Source organism: Saccharopolyspora griseoalba, from assembly GCF_042665275.1.
Taxonomy (GTDB): Bacteria; Actinomycetota; Actinomycetes; order Mycobacteriales; family Pseudonocardiaceae; genus Saccharopolyspora; species Saccharopolyspora griseoalba.
In genome coordinates, this window is record NZ_JBHTCJ010000007.1 from 293354 (window position 1) to 305930 (window position 12577).

The 12577-nt window shown below is 74.7% G+C and carries 14 protein-coding genes; 9 read left to right on the forward strand and 5 right to left on the reverse strand.

The window, feature by feature from the left end:
* Window positions 1-137: 137 nt before the first annotated feature.
* From ACFQRI_RS16045 to ACFQRI_RS16055, 3 genes are all read left to right on the forward strand, one after another.
* On the forward strand, window positions 138-776 hold the full coding sequence (locus ACFQRI_RS16045) for a hypothetical protein (RefSeq protein ID WP_380669268.1): 639 nt from the start codon (window positions 138-140) through the stop codon (window positions 774-776).
* Between the two features lie 144 nt (window positions 777-920).
* Entirely contained in the window at window positions 921-1355 is a 435-nt protein-coding gene (locus ACFQRI_RS16050; protein ID WP_380669270.1) for a hypothetical protein, read from the forward strand.
* 49 nt (window positions 1356-1404) lie between these two features.
* Complete coding sequence (locus tag ACFQRI_RS16055) at window positions 1405-2070, forward strand: trimeric intracellular cation channel family protein (RefSeq protein WP_380669272.1); 666 nt, start codon at window positions 1405-1407, stop codon at window positions 2068-2070.
* A gap of 30 nt (window positions 2071-2100) precedes the next feature.
* On the opposite strand, the gene ACFQRI_RS16060 is transcribed toward ACFQRI_RS16055, so the two are convergent.
* Window positions 2101-2832: a CDP-alcohol phosphatidyltransferase family protein gene (locus tag ACFQRI_RS16060; RefSeq protein ID WP_380669274.1), complete on the reverse strand. Its 732-nt coding sequence runs from the start codon at window positions 2830-2832 to the stop codon at window positions 2101-2103.
* A 54-nt stretch (window positions 2833-2886) separates the two neighbouring features.
* Here ACFQRI_RS16060 and ACFQRI_RS16065 point away from each other — a divergent pair, with 54 nt between their 5' ends.
* The 6 genes from ACFQRI_RS16065 to ACFQRI_RS16090 are packed head-to-tail and all read left to right on the forward strand — an operon-like array spanning window position 2887 to window position 7781.
* Window positions 2887-3837, forward strand: a complete 951-nt coding sequence (locus ACFQRI_RS16065; protein WP_380669395.1) for a zinc-dependent alcohol dehydrogenase — start codon at window positions 2887-2889, stop codon at window positions 3835-3837.
* A 10-nt stretch (window positions 3838-3847) separates the two neighbouring features.
* On the forward strand, window positions 3848-4246 hold the full coding sequence (locus ACFQRI_RS16070; protein ID WP_380669276.1) for a 6-pyruvoyl trahydropterin synthase family protein: 399 nt from the start codon (window positions 3848-3850) through the stop codon (window positions 4244-4246).
* On the forward strand, window positions 4246-5343 hold the full coding sequence (locus ACFQRI_RS16075) for a glycosyltransferase family 4 protein (RefSeq protein WP_380669278.1): 1098 nt from the start codon (window positions 4246-4248) through the stop codon (window positions 5341-5343). The genes ACFQRI_RS16070 and ACFQRI_RS16075 overlap by 1 nt, the downstream gene beginning before the upstream one ends.
* The gene (locus tag ACFQRI_RS16080; protein ID WP_380669280.1) at window positions 5340-6137 is read left to right on the forward strand and encodes a methyltransferase domain-containing protein; all 798 of its coding nucleotides are present in this window, start codon (window positions 5340-5342) and stop codon (window positions 6135-6137) included. The genes ACFQRI_RS16075 and ACFQRI_RS16080 overlap by 4 nt, the downstream gene beginning before the upstream one ends.
* Window positions 6134-7072, forward strand: a complete 939-nt coding sequence (locus tag ACFQRI_RS16085) for a lysylphosphatidylglycerol synthase transmembrane domain-containing protein (protein ID WP_380669282.1) — start codon at window positions 6134-6136, stop codon at window positions 7070-7072. The genes ACFQRI_RS16080 and ACFQRI_RS16085 overlap by 4 nt, the downstream gene beginning before the upstream one ends.
* On the forward strand, window positions 7044-7781 hold the full coding sequence (locus ACFQRI_RS16090) for a RibD family protein (protein ID WP_380669284.1): 738 nt from the start codon (window positions 7044-7046) through the stop codon (window positions 7779-7781). The genes ACFQRI_RS16085 and ACFQRI_RS16090 overlap by 29 nt, the downstream gene beginning before the upstream one ends.
* A gap of 20 nt (window positions 7782-7801) precedes the next feature.
* Here ACFQRI_RS16090 and ACFQRI_RS16095 read toward each other — a convergent pair whose 3' ends face one another.
* The 4 genes from ACFQRI_RS16095 to ACFQRI_RS16110 form a co-directional block, all read right to left on the reverse strand.
* The gene (locus ACFQRI_RS16095; protein WP_380669286.1) at window positions 7802-10198 is read right to left on the reverse strand and encodes a phosphoketolase family protein; all 2397 of its coding nucleotides are present in this window, start codon (window positions 10196-10198) and stop codon (window positions 7802-7804) included.
* A 7-nt stretch (window positions 10199-10205) separates the two neighbouring features.
* The gene (locus ACFQRI_RS16100) at window positions 10206-11090 is read right to left on the reverse strand and encodes a universal stress protein (RefSeq protein ID WP_380669288.1); all 885 of its coding nucleotides are present in this window, start codon (window positions 11088-11090) and stop codon (window positions 10206-10208) included.
* Window positions 11091-11188: 98 nt separating this feature from the next.
* A complete protein-coding gene (locus ACFQRI_RS16105; protein WP_380669289.1) occupies window positions 11189-12271 on the reverse strand; it encodes an acetate/propionate family kinase in 1083 nt (360 codons plus the stop codon).
* An 87-nt stretch (window positions 12272-12358) separates the two neighbouring features.
* Window positions 12359-12523, reverse strand: a complete 165-nt coding sequence (locus ACFQRI_RS16110) for a hypothetical protein (RefSeq protein WP_380669291.1) — start codon at window positions 12521-12523, stop codon at window positions 12359-12361.
* Window positions 12524-12577: the final 54 nt, after the last annotated feature.

Sequence of the window (12577 nt, forward strand, 5' to 3'; positions counted from 1 at the left end):
GCACAGTGCTCGGGGACTTCTGATGAAAAGAGGGAGACCGCGGGCAACCCCGGGTGGGGTGCGGGCGTCTTCCGGCCAGGTCCGCCTCGAAGGCGGGCTCCAGGGGGAATCTTCGTACGCATCCAGGGGGAATTCGCATGCATCGCAGGGGGAAGCTGTGCCTGGGCACCGTCGCGGCGGCCGGAGCCGGTGCGCTGGTCTTCGGGCAGGCGGCGGCCGCGCAACCGGCTGCCGACAAGCAGGTGGTCCACGCCGACGTGGACGGCGACGGCTCGACCGAACCGGTCACCGTGCGCAAGGTCGACGACGCCACGCAAGTGATCAGGTTCGTGCTGCCGCGCGGCCCGGTCGAGACCACCGCGCCCGCGAACTACTCGGTGCTGCAACCACCGCGGGTGACCGACGTGAACCGCGACGGCGCCGCCGAGATCGCCGTGATCACCACGGCCGGGGCCAACACCGATCACTTCCAGCTGTTCAAGCACGACCCGGCCATCGGCGTGGTCGCCGTGCAGAGCGGCGGGCAGCCGTTCACCTTCCACGAGGGCGGCGGGGCCACCGCCCGGCTCGGCTACCAGTGCGAGGACCCGGGCAAGGGGCCGATGCTGCGCACCGTCCGGGCACAGTACGACAGCTCCACCGGGAAGTTCGACGGGACGACCTCGTGGTGGGTCTTCAGCGGCAACAGCACCGGCGAGTGGACCAAGGCTCCCTTCCAGGACCTGCCCGGCGACGACCCGGCGCTGAACCTGGACCCGGGTACCTGCGCTCCGTGAACGTGGTGCCCGTTCGCCGGAGGAGCCCCCTGAGCGCGGCGCCCGGAGGGCTCTTCCGGAGGACGGGCGCGCCACGACCTCGGTGAGCGCGGCGAGATGCGGTAGCGTCGGCGAAGCCCGACCAGATCGATCGAGGAGCTCCCGATGTTCTCCCTGCGCCGCACCGATTTCCACGGAGTCCGGGAGGTCGCCGGTCGGTCCGTGAAGGTCTACGCGATCAGCGCCGACGGAGCGGCGACCTCCGCCGAGGTGCTCGACTCGGCCTGCGGCACGGCCGCTTCGGTGCTGCCCGGTGGCGGTGGCAGCGGATTCGTGGTCGTGCACCGCGGCGAGGAGGCCGTGTGGTTGCTCGTGCACTGGTGGGAGGACGACATCCTCTGCCAGCGCCTGTTCCGGGACGGTCCCGGCGGCGAGTTCGTCCCGGCCGAGCCGCAGCTGTTCGCCTGCGTGTGGGAGTTGCACGTCATCGACCACGAGCGGCGCAGCTGGGCGCTGCGGGTCCTCGGGGAGGACGACGTCGACGGCTACCTCGGCGACGGCATCTCGGTGGCGGGCGGTGCCCCGCTGGTAGCTCCGTGATCGGAGAAAAGACTCGGTGCTGCGCGGGGATGGCGGACACACTGGACCGATGTCGCAAACGCCGCTGCTGCTCGCCCTCGACCTGACCGGGACGTTCGCGTTCGCGCTCAACGGCGCGCTCACCGCGGTCCGCGCGGTGCGGCTGGACATCGTGGGCGTGGTGACGCTGGGCATGATGACCGCCCTCGGCGGCGGGATCATCCGCGACACCTTGATCGACTCGCTGCCGCCCGCGACCTTCACCGACCCGCTCTACCTGGGCGTGGCCGCAGCCGGAGCGCTGGTGGCGTTCTTCCTGAGCGTGCCGCTGGAGCGCTTCACCGGTCTGATCAACGTCTTCGACGCGATCGGGCTCGGCGTGTTCTGCGTGACCGGTGCCGGCAAGGCGTTGGCGCTGGGGCTCGGTGAGGTGCAGGCGGTGCTGCTCGGGGCGCTCACCGCGGTCGGCGGCGGCACGCTGCGCGACGTGGTCATCCGCCGCGTCCCCTCGGTGCTGACCAGCGATCTCTACGCGGTGCCGGCGCTGGTGGGGGCCGCGCTGACGGTGGCCGCGGTGCGGCTGGAGATCTACGGCCCGGTGACCGCGCTCGCGGCCGCGGCGGTGTGCTTCGCCATCCGCATGGTGGGGGTGCGCTACAACCTGGGCGTCCCGGCCGCTCCTGGACGCACCGACGAGGAGCGGCGCCGCGACGACGGCAGGCACACGGACGGGTGACGCGCAGGCGGGTGGAACGACGCCTCGACCTCAGTCCGGATCGCTTCGGTGCTGCCACAGCCAGGTGATGCTGAGCGCGAACGACCACGCCAGGGCGATCAGCGCGAGCGCGGTGAGCACCTCCGGCCAGGGCGGTGGGAGCACGGTGGCGGCGACGACCACGAGGACCACGCCCTGGGCCGCGGCCACCGCCTTCGCCGAGCGGCGGGACGGGAGCTGCCCGCGCAGCCAGGGCAGCAGCCACCCGGCCGCGGCGAAGGCGTAGCGCATGGCGCCGATCGCGAGCACCCACCAGCCGACGATCGCCGTCGCGTGCGCGCTGAGCACCAGCAGCAGGAACGCGTCGACCTCCATGTCGAAGCGGGCGCCGAAGGCCGAGACCGTCCCGGTCGACCGCGCGATGCGTCCGTCGAGGGCGTCGAGCACCAGCGCGATCGTGGCGATCGCGACCAGCGCTCTGGCCGAAGTGGCGCCGGTGGCGAGACCATCGGAGGCGAGGGCCGCGCAACCGCCGCCCAGCGCGGCCCGGATGGCGGTGACCAGGTCGGCGGGGCCCAGGACCGGCAGGCCGCAGCGCCGCGCCCCGCGGGCCACGATCAGCAGGAGGACCACCAGGTGGAGCGCCCCGACGACGAGCCCGACCCGGCCCAGCCCGGCTCCGGCCAGGACCGCCAGCAGCGCTACCTGGCCGACGCCGACCGCGGCGAGCTGCCTGCCGGTGCTCCAGGAGGGCGCGACGTGCGCGGACCGGCAACCGACCATGACCATCACGCTGCCAGATCCGGCGGCGGCGCACCGCCTGACCGGGCCTTCTGGCTGGCCGAGCCAGGGCGCGGCGAGCTCCGCGAGGTCGACCTCCCGCCGAGGGGACCGGGAGAGGTGCTGGTCCGCACCTTGCACAGCGGGGTGAGCCGGGGGACCGAGGGCCTGGTCTTCCGCGGCGGGGTGCCGCCCGACCAGCACGAGCGCATGCGCGCTCCGTTCCAGGAGGGCTCCTTCGACGGGCCGCTGAAGTACGGCTACCTCAACGTCGGCCTCGTGGAGGAAGGACCGGATCGCCTGGTGGGGCGCGTGGTGTTCTGCCTCTACCCGCACCAGACCCGCTACGTCGTCCCCGCCGAGTCGGTGACCCCCGTCCCGGAGGGCGTGCCGCCCGGCCGAGCCGTGCTGGCCGGCACGGTCGAGACGGCGGTCAACGCCCTGTGGGACGCGGCGCCGCTGCTCGGCGACCGGATCAGCGTGGTCGGCGCCGGGCAGGTCGGCTGCGGCGTGGCGGTCCTGGCGGCGCGCATCCCCGGAACCCGAGTCGAGCTGGTCGACGTGGACCCGGCGCGGGCGGCGATCGCCGAGCGGATCGGCGCGGACTTCGCCTCGCCCGCGGAGGCCAGCGGCGAGCGCGATCTCGTGGTGCACACCAGCGGCACCGGTGCCGGGCTGAGCCGGTCGCTGGAGCTGCTGGCCGACGAGGCGACCGTGCTGGAGCTGAGCTGGTACGGCGACCGGACCGTCGAGGTGGGCCTGGGCGGCGACTTCCACTCCCGCCGGTTGTCGGTGCGCAGCAGCCAGGTCGGCGCGGTCGCACCAGCGCGTCGCGGTCGGCGCAGCCACGCCGACCGGCTCGCGCTGGCCCTCGACCTGCTCGCCGACCCGGTGTTCGACGCGCTGATCGGCCGCGAGGTCCGGTTCGAGGAACTGCCCCAGGAGATGTCCCGGATCGCCTCCGGAGCCCTGGCGGTTCGGGTCGACTACGGGGAGGATCCCCGGTGAGGAGCGAGCATTGTTCAGCATCACCGTCCGCGACCACTTCATGGTCGCGCACAGCTTCCGCGGCGAGGTGTTCGGTCCCGGGCAGCGCCTGCACGGAGCGACCTACGTCGTGGACGCCACCTTCCGCCGCCCGGAACTCGACGCCGACGGGATCGTCGTCGACATCGGTCGGGCCGGGGCAGCGCTCAAGGAGGTGCTGGCCGAGCTGGACTACCGCAACCTCGACGAGGAACCGGCCTTCGCCGGGGTCAACACCTCGACCGAGTTCCTGGCCAAGGTGGTCGCCGACCGGCTCGCCGAGGCGGTGCGGGCCGGCGAGCTCGGAACGGGCGCGCGGGGGCTGACCGGGATCGCGGTGTCGCTGAGCGAATCGCACGTGGCCTCGGCCTGCTACGAGCGGGAGTTGTGATGGCCAGGGCGTTGGACTTCCTGGTCCCGGACGACGTCGACGATCCGATGCGCCCGAGCGGCGGCAACGCCTACGACCGCAGGCTCCGCGACGGGTTGCGGGCCGCGGGATGCCCGGTGAGGCAGGTCGGGGTGGCCGGCGAGCGGGCCGCGGCCGAGCTCGCCCGGGCGCTGGCCGAGATCCCCGACGGTGGGGCGGTGCTGGTCGACGGCTTGCTCGCGGACGCGGCGCCGCAGGAGCTGCTGCCGCACACCGCGCGCCTCGACGTCGTGCCGCTGGTGCACGTCCCACCGGGGGAGGAGCGGGGCACGGCCGTCCACCCCGACGTGCGCGCCCTGCTCGCCGCGGCCCGCGCGGTGGTGGTCACCAGCCGGTGGACCGGTGAGCGGCTGCGCGAGCACGGCGTCGACGCGGCGTCGCTGGTGCTGGCCCGGCCCGGGGTCGATCGAGCGCCGCTGGCGGCCGGTACCGACGGCGCGACGAGCCTGCTCGCGGTCGGTTCGCTCACCCCGGCCAAGGGCCAGGACGTGCTCGCCGACTCGCTCGCGCGGCTGGCCGAACTGCCCTGGACCTGCCGGATGGTGGGACCGCGATCGCGCGACCCGGGGTTCGCCGGCGAGCTGCGCCGGGCGATCACCGCATCCGGGCTGGCCGGTCGGATCGGCCTGCGCGGGCCGCAGGGGACCGCGGACCTGGAGGCCACCTACGCGAGGGCCGATCTGGTGGTCGTGCCCTCGCGGACCGAGGCCTACGGCATGGTCGCGACCGAGGCGCTGGCCCGCGGAATCCCCGTCCTGGCAACGCGGACCGGCGGCACCGGCGAGGCCTTGGGCGAAGCCGCGATGCCCGAGCTGCTCGCCGAGCCGGGCGACCCCGCCGCCCTCGCCGACGCGCTGCGGCGGTGGTTGGAGGACCCCGGCTTGCGCGCGGAGGCCCGCCGCCGGGCGGGAGCGCGGCGCGCGACCCTGCCGACCTGGACGACCGCGGTCGCGGCCGTCGGCGCGGTGCTGCGGCGACTGCTGGAGCCCGAAACCGGCGAAGCGCGCGGCGCGCCGTCCGCCGCGAATCCGCGCCGCGCTCGGGAGGAACCGCGATGACGCGCGTGGATTCGGCGGTGTGCTCGCCGGAGTGGCTCGCCCTGCGGGAGGAGGCCGATGCCGCGGCCCGCTCCACCGAACTGGTCGCGCACCTCGCGGGCCTGTCCGGAACGGCGCGCGATCTCGGCTCCGGCACCGGGGCGATGACCCGCTGGCTGGCGCCGCGACTGCCCGGCATCACCGAGTGGGTGCTGCAGGACAGCGACCCGCGGCTGCTGGCGCGGGCCGCGCAGGACTGCGCCGCTCCGGTCACCGCGCTGCACGCGGACCTCGCCGAGCTGCGCGCCCGCGATCTCGCCGCGACGGCGCTGGTGACCTCCTCGGCGCTGCTCGACCTGCTCACCGCCGAGGAGCTCGACGCGATCGTCGCGGCGTGCCTCCAGGCCGGGTGCGCGGCGCTGCTGACGCTCAACGTCACCGGGGAGGTCGTCTTCGAACCCGCCGAACCGCTCGACCGGGAGTTCGCCGCCGCCTTCAACGACCACCAGCGCCGGACCGTCGCGGGTCGCCGGTTGCTCGGACCCGACGCCGGCGGGCGCGCTGCCCGGGCGCTCGCCCGCGGCGGCGCGGCGCTGACCTGGCCCAGCCCGTGGCGGTTGGGTTCGGCGCGGCCGGAGCTGACCGCGTCCTGGCTGGACGGTTGGCTGGGCGCGGCCTGCGCGCAGCGCCCCGAGCTCGCCGCCCACGCCGAGGCCTACCAGCACCGGCGCCTGGACGAGTGCGCGGCCGGCCGGCTCGTGGTGACCGTGGGGCACCTCGACGTGCTCCACCTGCCCGCCGGAGGGCGCAGATGAGGGGCCGGGCCTGGGTCGGCGGCGCGCTCGCGGCGGCCGTGCTGGTGCTGCTCGCCGAGCGGCTCGGCACCCGCGCGGTGCTGTCCGGCCTGCGCTCGCTGGATCCCGGCGCGATCATCGCCGCCCTGGCGCTGGGCGCGGTCGCCGCGCTGGCCACCGCGACGCGCTGGCGACTGGTCGCCCGGGCGCTCGGCGCCCCGGTCCCGATGCCCGCGGCGCTGGCCGACGTCTACCGCGCGCAGCTGGTGAACTCGGTGCTGCCCGCCGGGCTGGTGGGCGACGCGCACCGCGCGATCGCCCACGGGTTGCCCGGCTCCGGCGGCCGGGCCGGGTTCCGAGCCGTGGTCGTGGAACGCGTGGGCGGGCAGGCCGTCGTGGTGCTGGCCGCGCTGCTGCTGATCGCCGGTTCGGCGGGTGCGGTGGGAATCGGGTTCGCCCTGGTCGTCGCAGCGCTGGCCGCCGGCGCGCTGTCCAGGGGACGAGCGGGGGCCGGTCGGCGCGCCCGCCCGGGCGCGCGCGGCTGGTGCGCGGACGCGCGCACCGCGCTGCTCTCCCGCGCCTGCGGTCCGGGAGTCGTGCTGCTATCGCTGCTCGCCCTGACCTGCCACTTGGGGATGTTCGTCCTCGCCGCCAGGGTGGCCGGGGCCGAAGCACCGCTGGGACAACTGCTCCCGCTGCTGACCGCCGGGCTGCTCGCCATGTCGATCCCGCTGAACATCGGCGGGTGGGGCCCCCGCGAGGGCGTGACCGCCGCTGCGTTCGGCGCCGCCGGGCTGGACCCGGCAGCCGGGTTCGCCGCCGCCGTGCTCTTCGGCGTGCTCGGCCTCGTCAGCTGCTTGCCCGGTGCGCTGGCCCTGGGCCGGTCCTGGGACGGCAACCGGACCCGTTCCCGTCGGAGAGGACGACATGACGACCACCAACCCGCCCGCGGATGACGCCGTCGCAGCTGCTGCCGAACTGGTCGGCGCGATCCGGGCGCACCCGGGGCGCCCGCACGTGGTCCTGAAGTACGCGCAGACCCTCGACGGCCGGATCGCGGCCACCGGCGGGGACGCGAAGTGGATCAGCTGCGAGCGGGAGCGGGTCATCTCGCACGCCGTCCGGGCCCGGTGCGACGCGGTGCTGGTGGGCTCGGGCACGGTCGCCAGCGACGACCCGAAGCTCAACGTGCGCCTGGTCGAGGGGCGGTCGCCGCTGCGCGTGGTCCTCGACAGCGCGCTGCGCACGTCCTGCGACGCCCAGGTGCTCGGCGGCGGGCCGCCCACCGTGCTGGTGACCACGGCGCGGGCCGCGACCCGGGACCGGCAGCGGGTCCGGCGGGCGGGCGCCGAGGTGTGGGAGGTCCCCGCCGGGCCCGATGGCGTCGACCTGCCGGCCGCGCTGGCGGCGCTGCGCGACGCCGGGGTGGGGGCGCTGATGGTCGAGGGCGGCGCGCGGGTGCTCACCTCGATGCTGCGCGCCGGCCTGGTCGACCGGGTCGTCACCGGCATCGCCCCGCGCATCCTCGGCGCGGGCGTCGAAGCGATCGGCGATCTGCACAACCGCCGCGTGGCCGACGGGATCCCGCTGCGCCGCGCCTGCGTCCAGGTCGTCGAGGACGACGTGCTGGTCGCCTACGACGTTGGCGCGGGCGGCCCGGCCTGAAACCGCGGACCCGGGCGATCTCAGGCCGAGCTCCCGGCGCCCCAGTACCACTCGCGGATCTCCGGGAGGTCTTGCCCGGTCTCGCGGACGTGGTCGTGGTGGGCGGTGAGGCGTTCGAGCAGGTGCTCGCGGAGGTGCCCGAGGCGGTCTGCGCAGCGCGGCACCTGTTCGAGCGCGGCCAGCGCCAGGTGGTAGCGGTCGACGTCGTTGCGCACGCACATGTCGAACGGCGTCGTGGTGGTGCCGTGCTCGTGGAAGCCGTGCACGTGCCACCCGTCGTGGCCGGGGCGCCGGTAGGTCATCCGGTGGATCAGCCACGGGTAGCCGTGGTAGGCGAACACCACCGGCACTCCCGGCGGGAACACCGCCGCGAACGCGCTGTCGCTGATCGCGTGCGGGTGGTGCCCCTCGGAGAACAGCCGCGCCAGGTCGACCACGTTGACCACCCGCACGCGCAGGTCGGGCTCCAGCCCGAGCAGGATCTCCACCGCCGCCAGCACCTCCTGGGTGGGCACGTCGCCGGCGCAGCCGAGCACGACGTCGGTGCTGCCCTCGAGATCGCTGCTCGCCCAGCTCCACACGCCCAGACCGCGTTCGCAGTGCGCCCTGGCCCGCTCGATCGAGAGGTACTGCAGGGCGGGCTGCTTGCCCGCCACGATGACGTTGATCAGCTGCGCGGTGCGCAGGCAGTGATCGGCCACCGACCGCAGGCAGTTCGCGTCCGGCGGGAAGTAGGTGCGCACCACTTCCGGGCGCTTGTTGAGCACGTGGTCGACGAAACCCGGGTCCTGGTGCGAGGAACCGTTGTGCTCCTGGCGCCACACGTGCGAGGTGAGCAGGTAGTTCAAGCTGGGAACCGGACGTCGCCACGGGATCTGCGAAGCGGTGTGCAGCCACTTCGCGTGCTGGGCGACCATCGAGTCCACGATGTGCGCGAAGGCCTCGTAGCTCGACATCAGCCCGTGCCTGCCGGTGAGCAGGTAGCCCTCCAGCCAGCCCTGGCAGAGGTGCTCGGAGAGGACCTCGAAGACCCGCCCGTCCGGCGCGAGGTCGGTGTCGGTGTCCTGCACCGGCAGCTGCCACCGGCGGCCGGTGGCCCCGAAGACGGCGTCCAGCCGGTTGGAGCTGTGCTCGTCCGGCGCGAACAGCAGGAAGTTGCGCTGCGGGGAGTTGAGCTCCACGGTCTCGCGCAAGTACTCGCCGAGCGCCTTGGTCGCCTCGCCGAAGCCCCGACCGGGTTCGGCGACCTCGACCGCGTGCGCGCGCACGTCGGGCAGCCGGAGCCCCCGCTGGGCGGCGCCGTGCGCGGCGGGGGAAGCGCTCATCCGGTGCTCGCCGCGCGGTGACCAGGACCGCACGCCCTCCACCGGTGCTCCGCTGTCCAGGAACAGCTCCTCCGGGCGGTAGGAGCGCAGCCAGTCCTCCAGCAGCCCCAGGTGCTCCGGGTTCTCCCGCACCGAGGTCAGCGGGACCTGGTGCGAGCGCCAGTGGCCCTCGATCGGCAGCCCGTCGGCCTCGGGCGGACCGGTCCAGCCCTTCGGGGTGCGCAGCACGATCAGCGGCCACCGCGCCTGCCCGGATCCCGGCGCGGTCTTGCGCACCTCGGTGATCAGGTCCACGACCTCGTCCAGCGCCCGCGCGTAGTCCTGGTGCACCTGCTCCGGGTCGTCGCCGGCGACCTCGATCGGCTGCCAGCCGTGCGAGCGCAGCAGGGTGAGCAGCTCGGGGCGGGGAAGCCGGGAGAGCACGGTGGGGCTGGCGATCTTGTAACCGTTGAGGTGCAGGATCGGCAGCACCACGCCGTCGGTCCTCGGGTTGAGGAACGCCGGGGCGTGCCAGCTCGCGGCCAGCGGCCCGGTTTCGGCCTCGCCGTCGCCGATCACGCACGCCACCAGCAGGTCCGGGTCGTCCAGCGCCGCCCCGGTCGCGTGCGCCAGCGAGTAGCCGAGCTCGCCGCCCTCGTGGACGGATCCCGGCACCTCGGGCGAGGCGTGGCTGGAAACCCCACCGGGGAAGGAGAACTGGCGCAGCAGCGCGCGCAGGCCGTCGACGTCCTGCGCCACGTCCGGGTAGAGCTCGGAGTAGGTCCCCTCCAGCCAGGCGGCGGCGTTGAGCGCCGCGGCGCCGTGCCCGGGACCGGTCACCAGCATCACCCGCAGCCCGCGCTGCACGATCAGCCGGTTGAGGTGCGCGTAGGTCAGCGTGATGCCCGGAACGGTGCCCCAGTGCCCCAGCAGCCGGGACTTGACGTGCTCGGGCCGCAGGGGTTCGCGCAGCAGCGGGTTGTCCAGCAGGTAGATCTGCCCGGCGGCGAGGTAGTTCGCCGCCCGCCACCACGCGTCCACGCGGCGCGCCTCGATCGGCTCGGGCGAGCGGAGGTCGTGCTGGCGGGGGAAGGGTTCGGTCTCGGCGGTCATCGGCGGCTCACTTCGCGGGGACGACCGCGACCGGGCAGGGCGCGCGGTTGACGATGCCGTGGCTGACCGAGCCGAGCAGCGCGCGGCGCACCGCTCCCCGGCCGTGGCTGCCCACCACCAGCAAGCTCGCGCCGCGGGCCTCGCCGAGCAGCGTGCCGACCGGCTCGGCCGCGGTGACGACCCGGCGCACCTCGACGGTCGGGAACTCCTCCTGCCAGCCGGCGAGCGCCTCGGCGAGCACGACCTCGGACTTGTCGCGGATCTCGCCCCACTGCAGCTCCCACTCGTCGAGCACGTCGAAGGGGTTGAACGGCACGTCGCTCCAGGAGTGCACGGCCACCAGCTCGCCGCCGCGCTGCGCGGCGGCCTCGAAGGCGTAGCCCACGGCTCGGCGGCTCACCCCGGAACCGTCCACGCCCACCACCACGGGGCCGTCGGGGGGCGAGTCCTCGCCGCGGACCACCACGACCGGCGCCCCCGAGCGGCGGCTCAGCAGCTCCACCGCGGTGGCGCCCAGCGGGTGGGAGTCCCGGCCCACCTTCGGGCCGCCCAGCACCAGCAGCTCGGACTCGGCGGCGATCTCGCCCAGCGAGCGCGCCGGATCGCCCATCGGGAGCCGGACCTCGACGACGAGGTCGGGATCGGCCTGCTGGAAGCGCGCCCGCAGCGCCTCCATCTCGCGCTGCAGCGCGCGTTGCAGCGGTTCGGTGACCTGCTCCTCGCCCGGCACCCGGATCGGCACGAAGTCCTCGAACGGCCAGGACAGCACGTGCAGCAGCAACAGCGGCCGGCGTCTGCGCGCGGCTTCGCCAGCGGCCCACTGCGCCGCCCGGCGCGAGGAATCCGAGAGGTCGAATCCGGCGACGACGGGATCGCGGAGCCCTTCAGCCATGTTCCTCACCTCGTCGGCCTGCTCGGGTGCGTCCGGTCCACGGGGTACCCGAGATGCGGCGATCCATTCAGCGGGCCGGTAGCCCGAAGGCGTGGCGGTCAGGGCCGCAGGGCGTCGCGCGCGTCGCGCGCCAGCTCGAGGTCCTCGCGGGACTCCACCACCAGCACCGCAGCGCCGGTGCCCGGTTCGCTGACCAAGCGGTCGCCGCTGCCGAAGAGGAGCTCGCGGTCGACGGTGAGGTCGAGCGGGGCGAGCCCGTCGAGGATCTCGCCGAGCAGCCCGGGCTGGTTCTCGGCGACCCCGCCGGTGAACGCGATCGCGTCGAGTCGGTCGAGGCTCATCGCGCAAGAACCGATCTCGCGGCGGAGCCGGTGGGTGAACACGTCGATCGCCAGCGCGGCGTCCCGATCGCCGCGGGCGCGCGCGGCGAGCACCTCGCGCACGTCGCCGCTGGTGCCGCTGAGCCCGGCCAGCCCGGAGCGGTGCTGCAGCGCGTCGGCGAGCGCGGCCAGGTCGACCTCGCCGGAGTCGAGCAGGTGCAGCAGCAGGCCGGGATCCACCGACCCCGAGCGGGTCGACATGACCGCGCCCTCCAGCGGGGTGAAGCCCATCGAGGTGTCCGCGCTGGTGCCCCGCCGGACGGCGGTGACCGACACGCCCGAACCGATGTGGCAGCACAGCATTCGCACCTCCCCGGGGTGCACGCCCAGCACGTCCGAGGTGTGCCGCAGCGCGTACCGGCAGGACAGCCCGTGGAAGCCGTGCCGGGTGAACCGCTCGGACCAGGTGCGGGGCAGCGCGTAGCGGGCCGCGGCCTTCGGCAGCCCCCGGTGGAAGGCGGTGTCGAACGAGGCCACCACCGGCACGTCCGGCAGCACCGAGCGCGCGGCGCTGGCCACGCCGAGCGACAGCGGCTGGTGCAGCGGAGCCAGCGGGGTCAGCCGCGCCAACCGCGCCAGCAGGTCGTCGTCGACCAGCTCCGGCCGAGCTCGCGAGCCACCGTGCACGAAGCGCACGGCCACGGCGTCGGGATGTCCCCAGCGCCGCACCGCGTCGTCCACCGCGCGCTCGTCGGAGGACTCGTCGGCGCCGGGCCAGGACGCCGAGTCGTGCGCCACGCCGCGCTCCACGAGCGTGCCCTTCATCCGCGACGACCCCGGATTGAGCGCGAGCACCCGCATCGGATCACCGACCCCCGCTAGACGCGAAACCGACACCGCGCATTCTCCGGGCCGGGGCCGGGCTCGGCAGCGCCGCGCACCCGCCGATCAGGGGTACCAGGTCGGCTCGGGCAGTTCGCCGAGCAGCGCGTTGCGCCCGACCTCGAGGCGCTTGCAGGCCACCGGGTCGTGCTGGCTGTGCGCGCGCAGGTCGCGCCAGCAGATGTCCGGCCCGACGTCGATGACCCGTTGCTCGGCCGCGGCGACGAGCACCGCCAGCTCGCCGCCGCGCTGCTCGATCAGCGACTCCCGGTGATGACCGGAACG

Bases quoted from the DNA above. Each gene is read 5' to 3' on its own strand.
- ACFQRI_RS16075 (WP_380669278.1), top strand. From the start codon at position 4,246: ATGGCCAGGGCGTTGGACTTCCTGGTCCCGGACGACGTCGACGATCCG.
- ACFQRI_RS16060 (WP_380669274.1), bottom strand. From the start codon at position 2,832: ATGGTCGGTTGCCGGTCCGCGCACGTCGCGCCCTCCTGGAGCACCGGC.
- ACFQRI_RS16095 (WP_380669286.1), bottom strand. From the start codon at position 10,198: ATGACCGCCGAGACCGAACCCTTCCCCCGCCAGCACGACCTCCGCTCG.
- ACFQRI_RS16105 (WP_380669289.1), bottom strand. From the start codon at position 12,271: ATGCGGGTGCTCGCGCTCAATCCGGGGTCGTCGCGGATGAAGGGCACG.
- ACFQRI_RS16045 (WP_380669268.1), top strand. From the start codon at position 138: ATGCATCGCAGGGGGAAGCTGTGCCTGGGCACCGTCGCGGCGGCCGGA.
- ACFQRI_RS16085 (WP_380669282.1), top strand. From the start codon at position 6,134: ATGAGGGGCCGGGCCTGGGTCGGCGGCGCGCTCGCGGCGGCCGTGCTG.
- ACFQRI_RS16100 (WP_380669288.1), bottom strand. From the start codon at position 11,090: ATGGCTGAAGGGCTCCGCGATCCCGTCGTCGCCGGATTCGACCTCTCG.
- ACFQRI_RS16050 (WP_380669270.1), top strand. From the start codon at position 921: ATGTTCTCCCTGCGCCGCACCGATTTCCACGGAGTCCGGGAGGTCGCC.
- ACFQRI_RS16055 (WP_380669272.1), top strand. From the start codon at position 1,405: ATGTCGCAAACGCCGCTGCTGCTCGCCCTCGACCTGACCGGGACGTTC.
- ACFQRI_RS16080 (WP_380669280.1), top strand. From the start codon at position 5,340: ATGACGCGCGTGGATTCGGCGGTGTGCTCGCCGGAGTGGCTCGCCCTG.
- ACFQRI_RS16090 (WP_380669284.1), top strand. From the start codon at position 7,044: ATGACGACCACCAACCCGCCCGCGGATGACGCCGTCGCAGCTGCTGCC.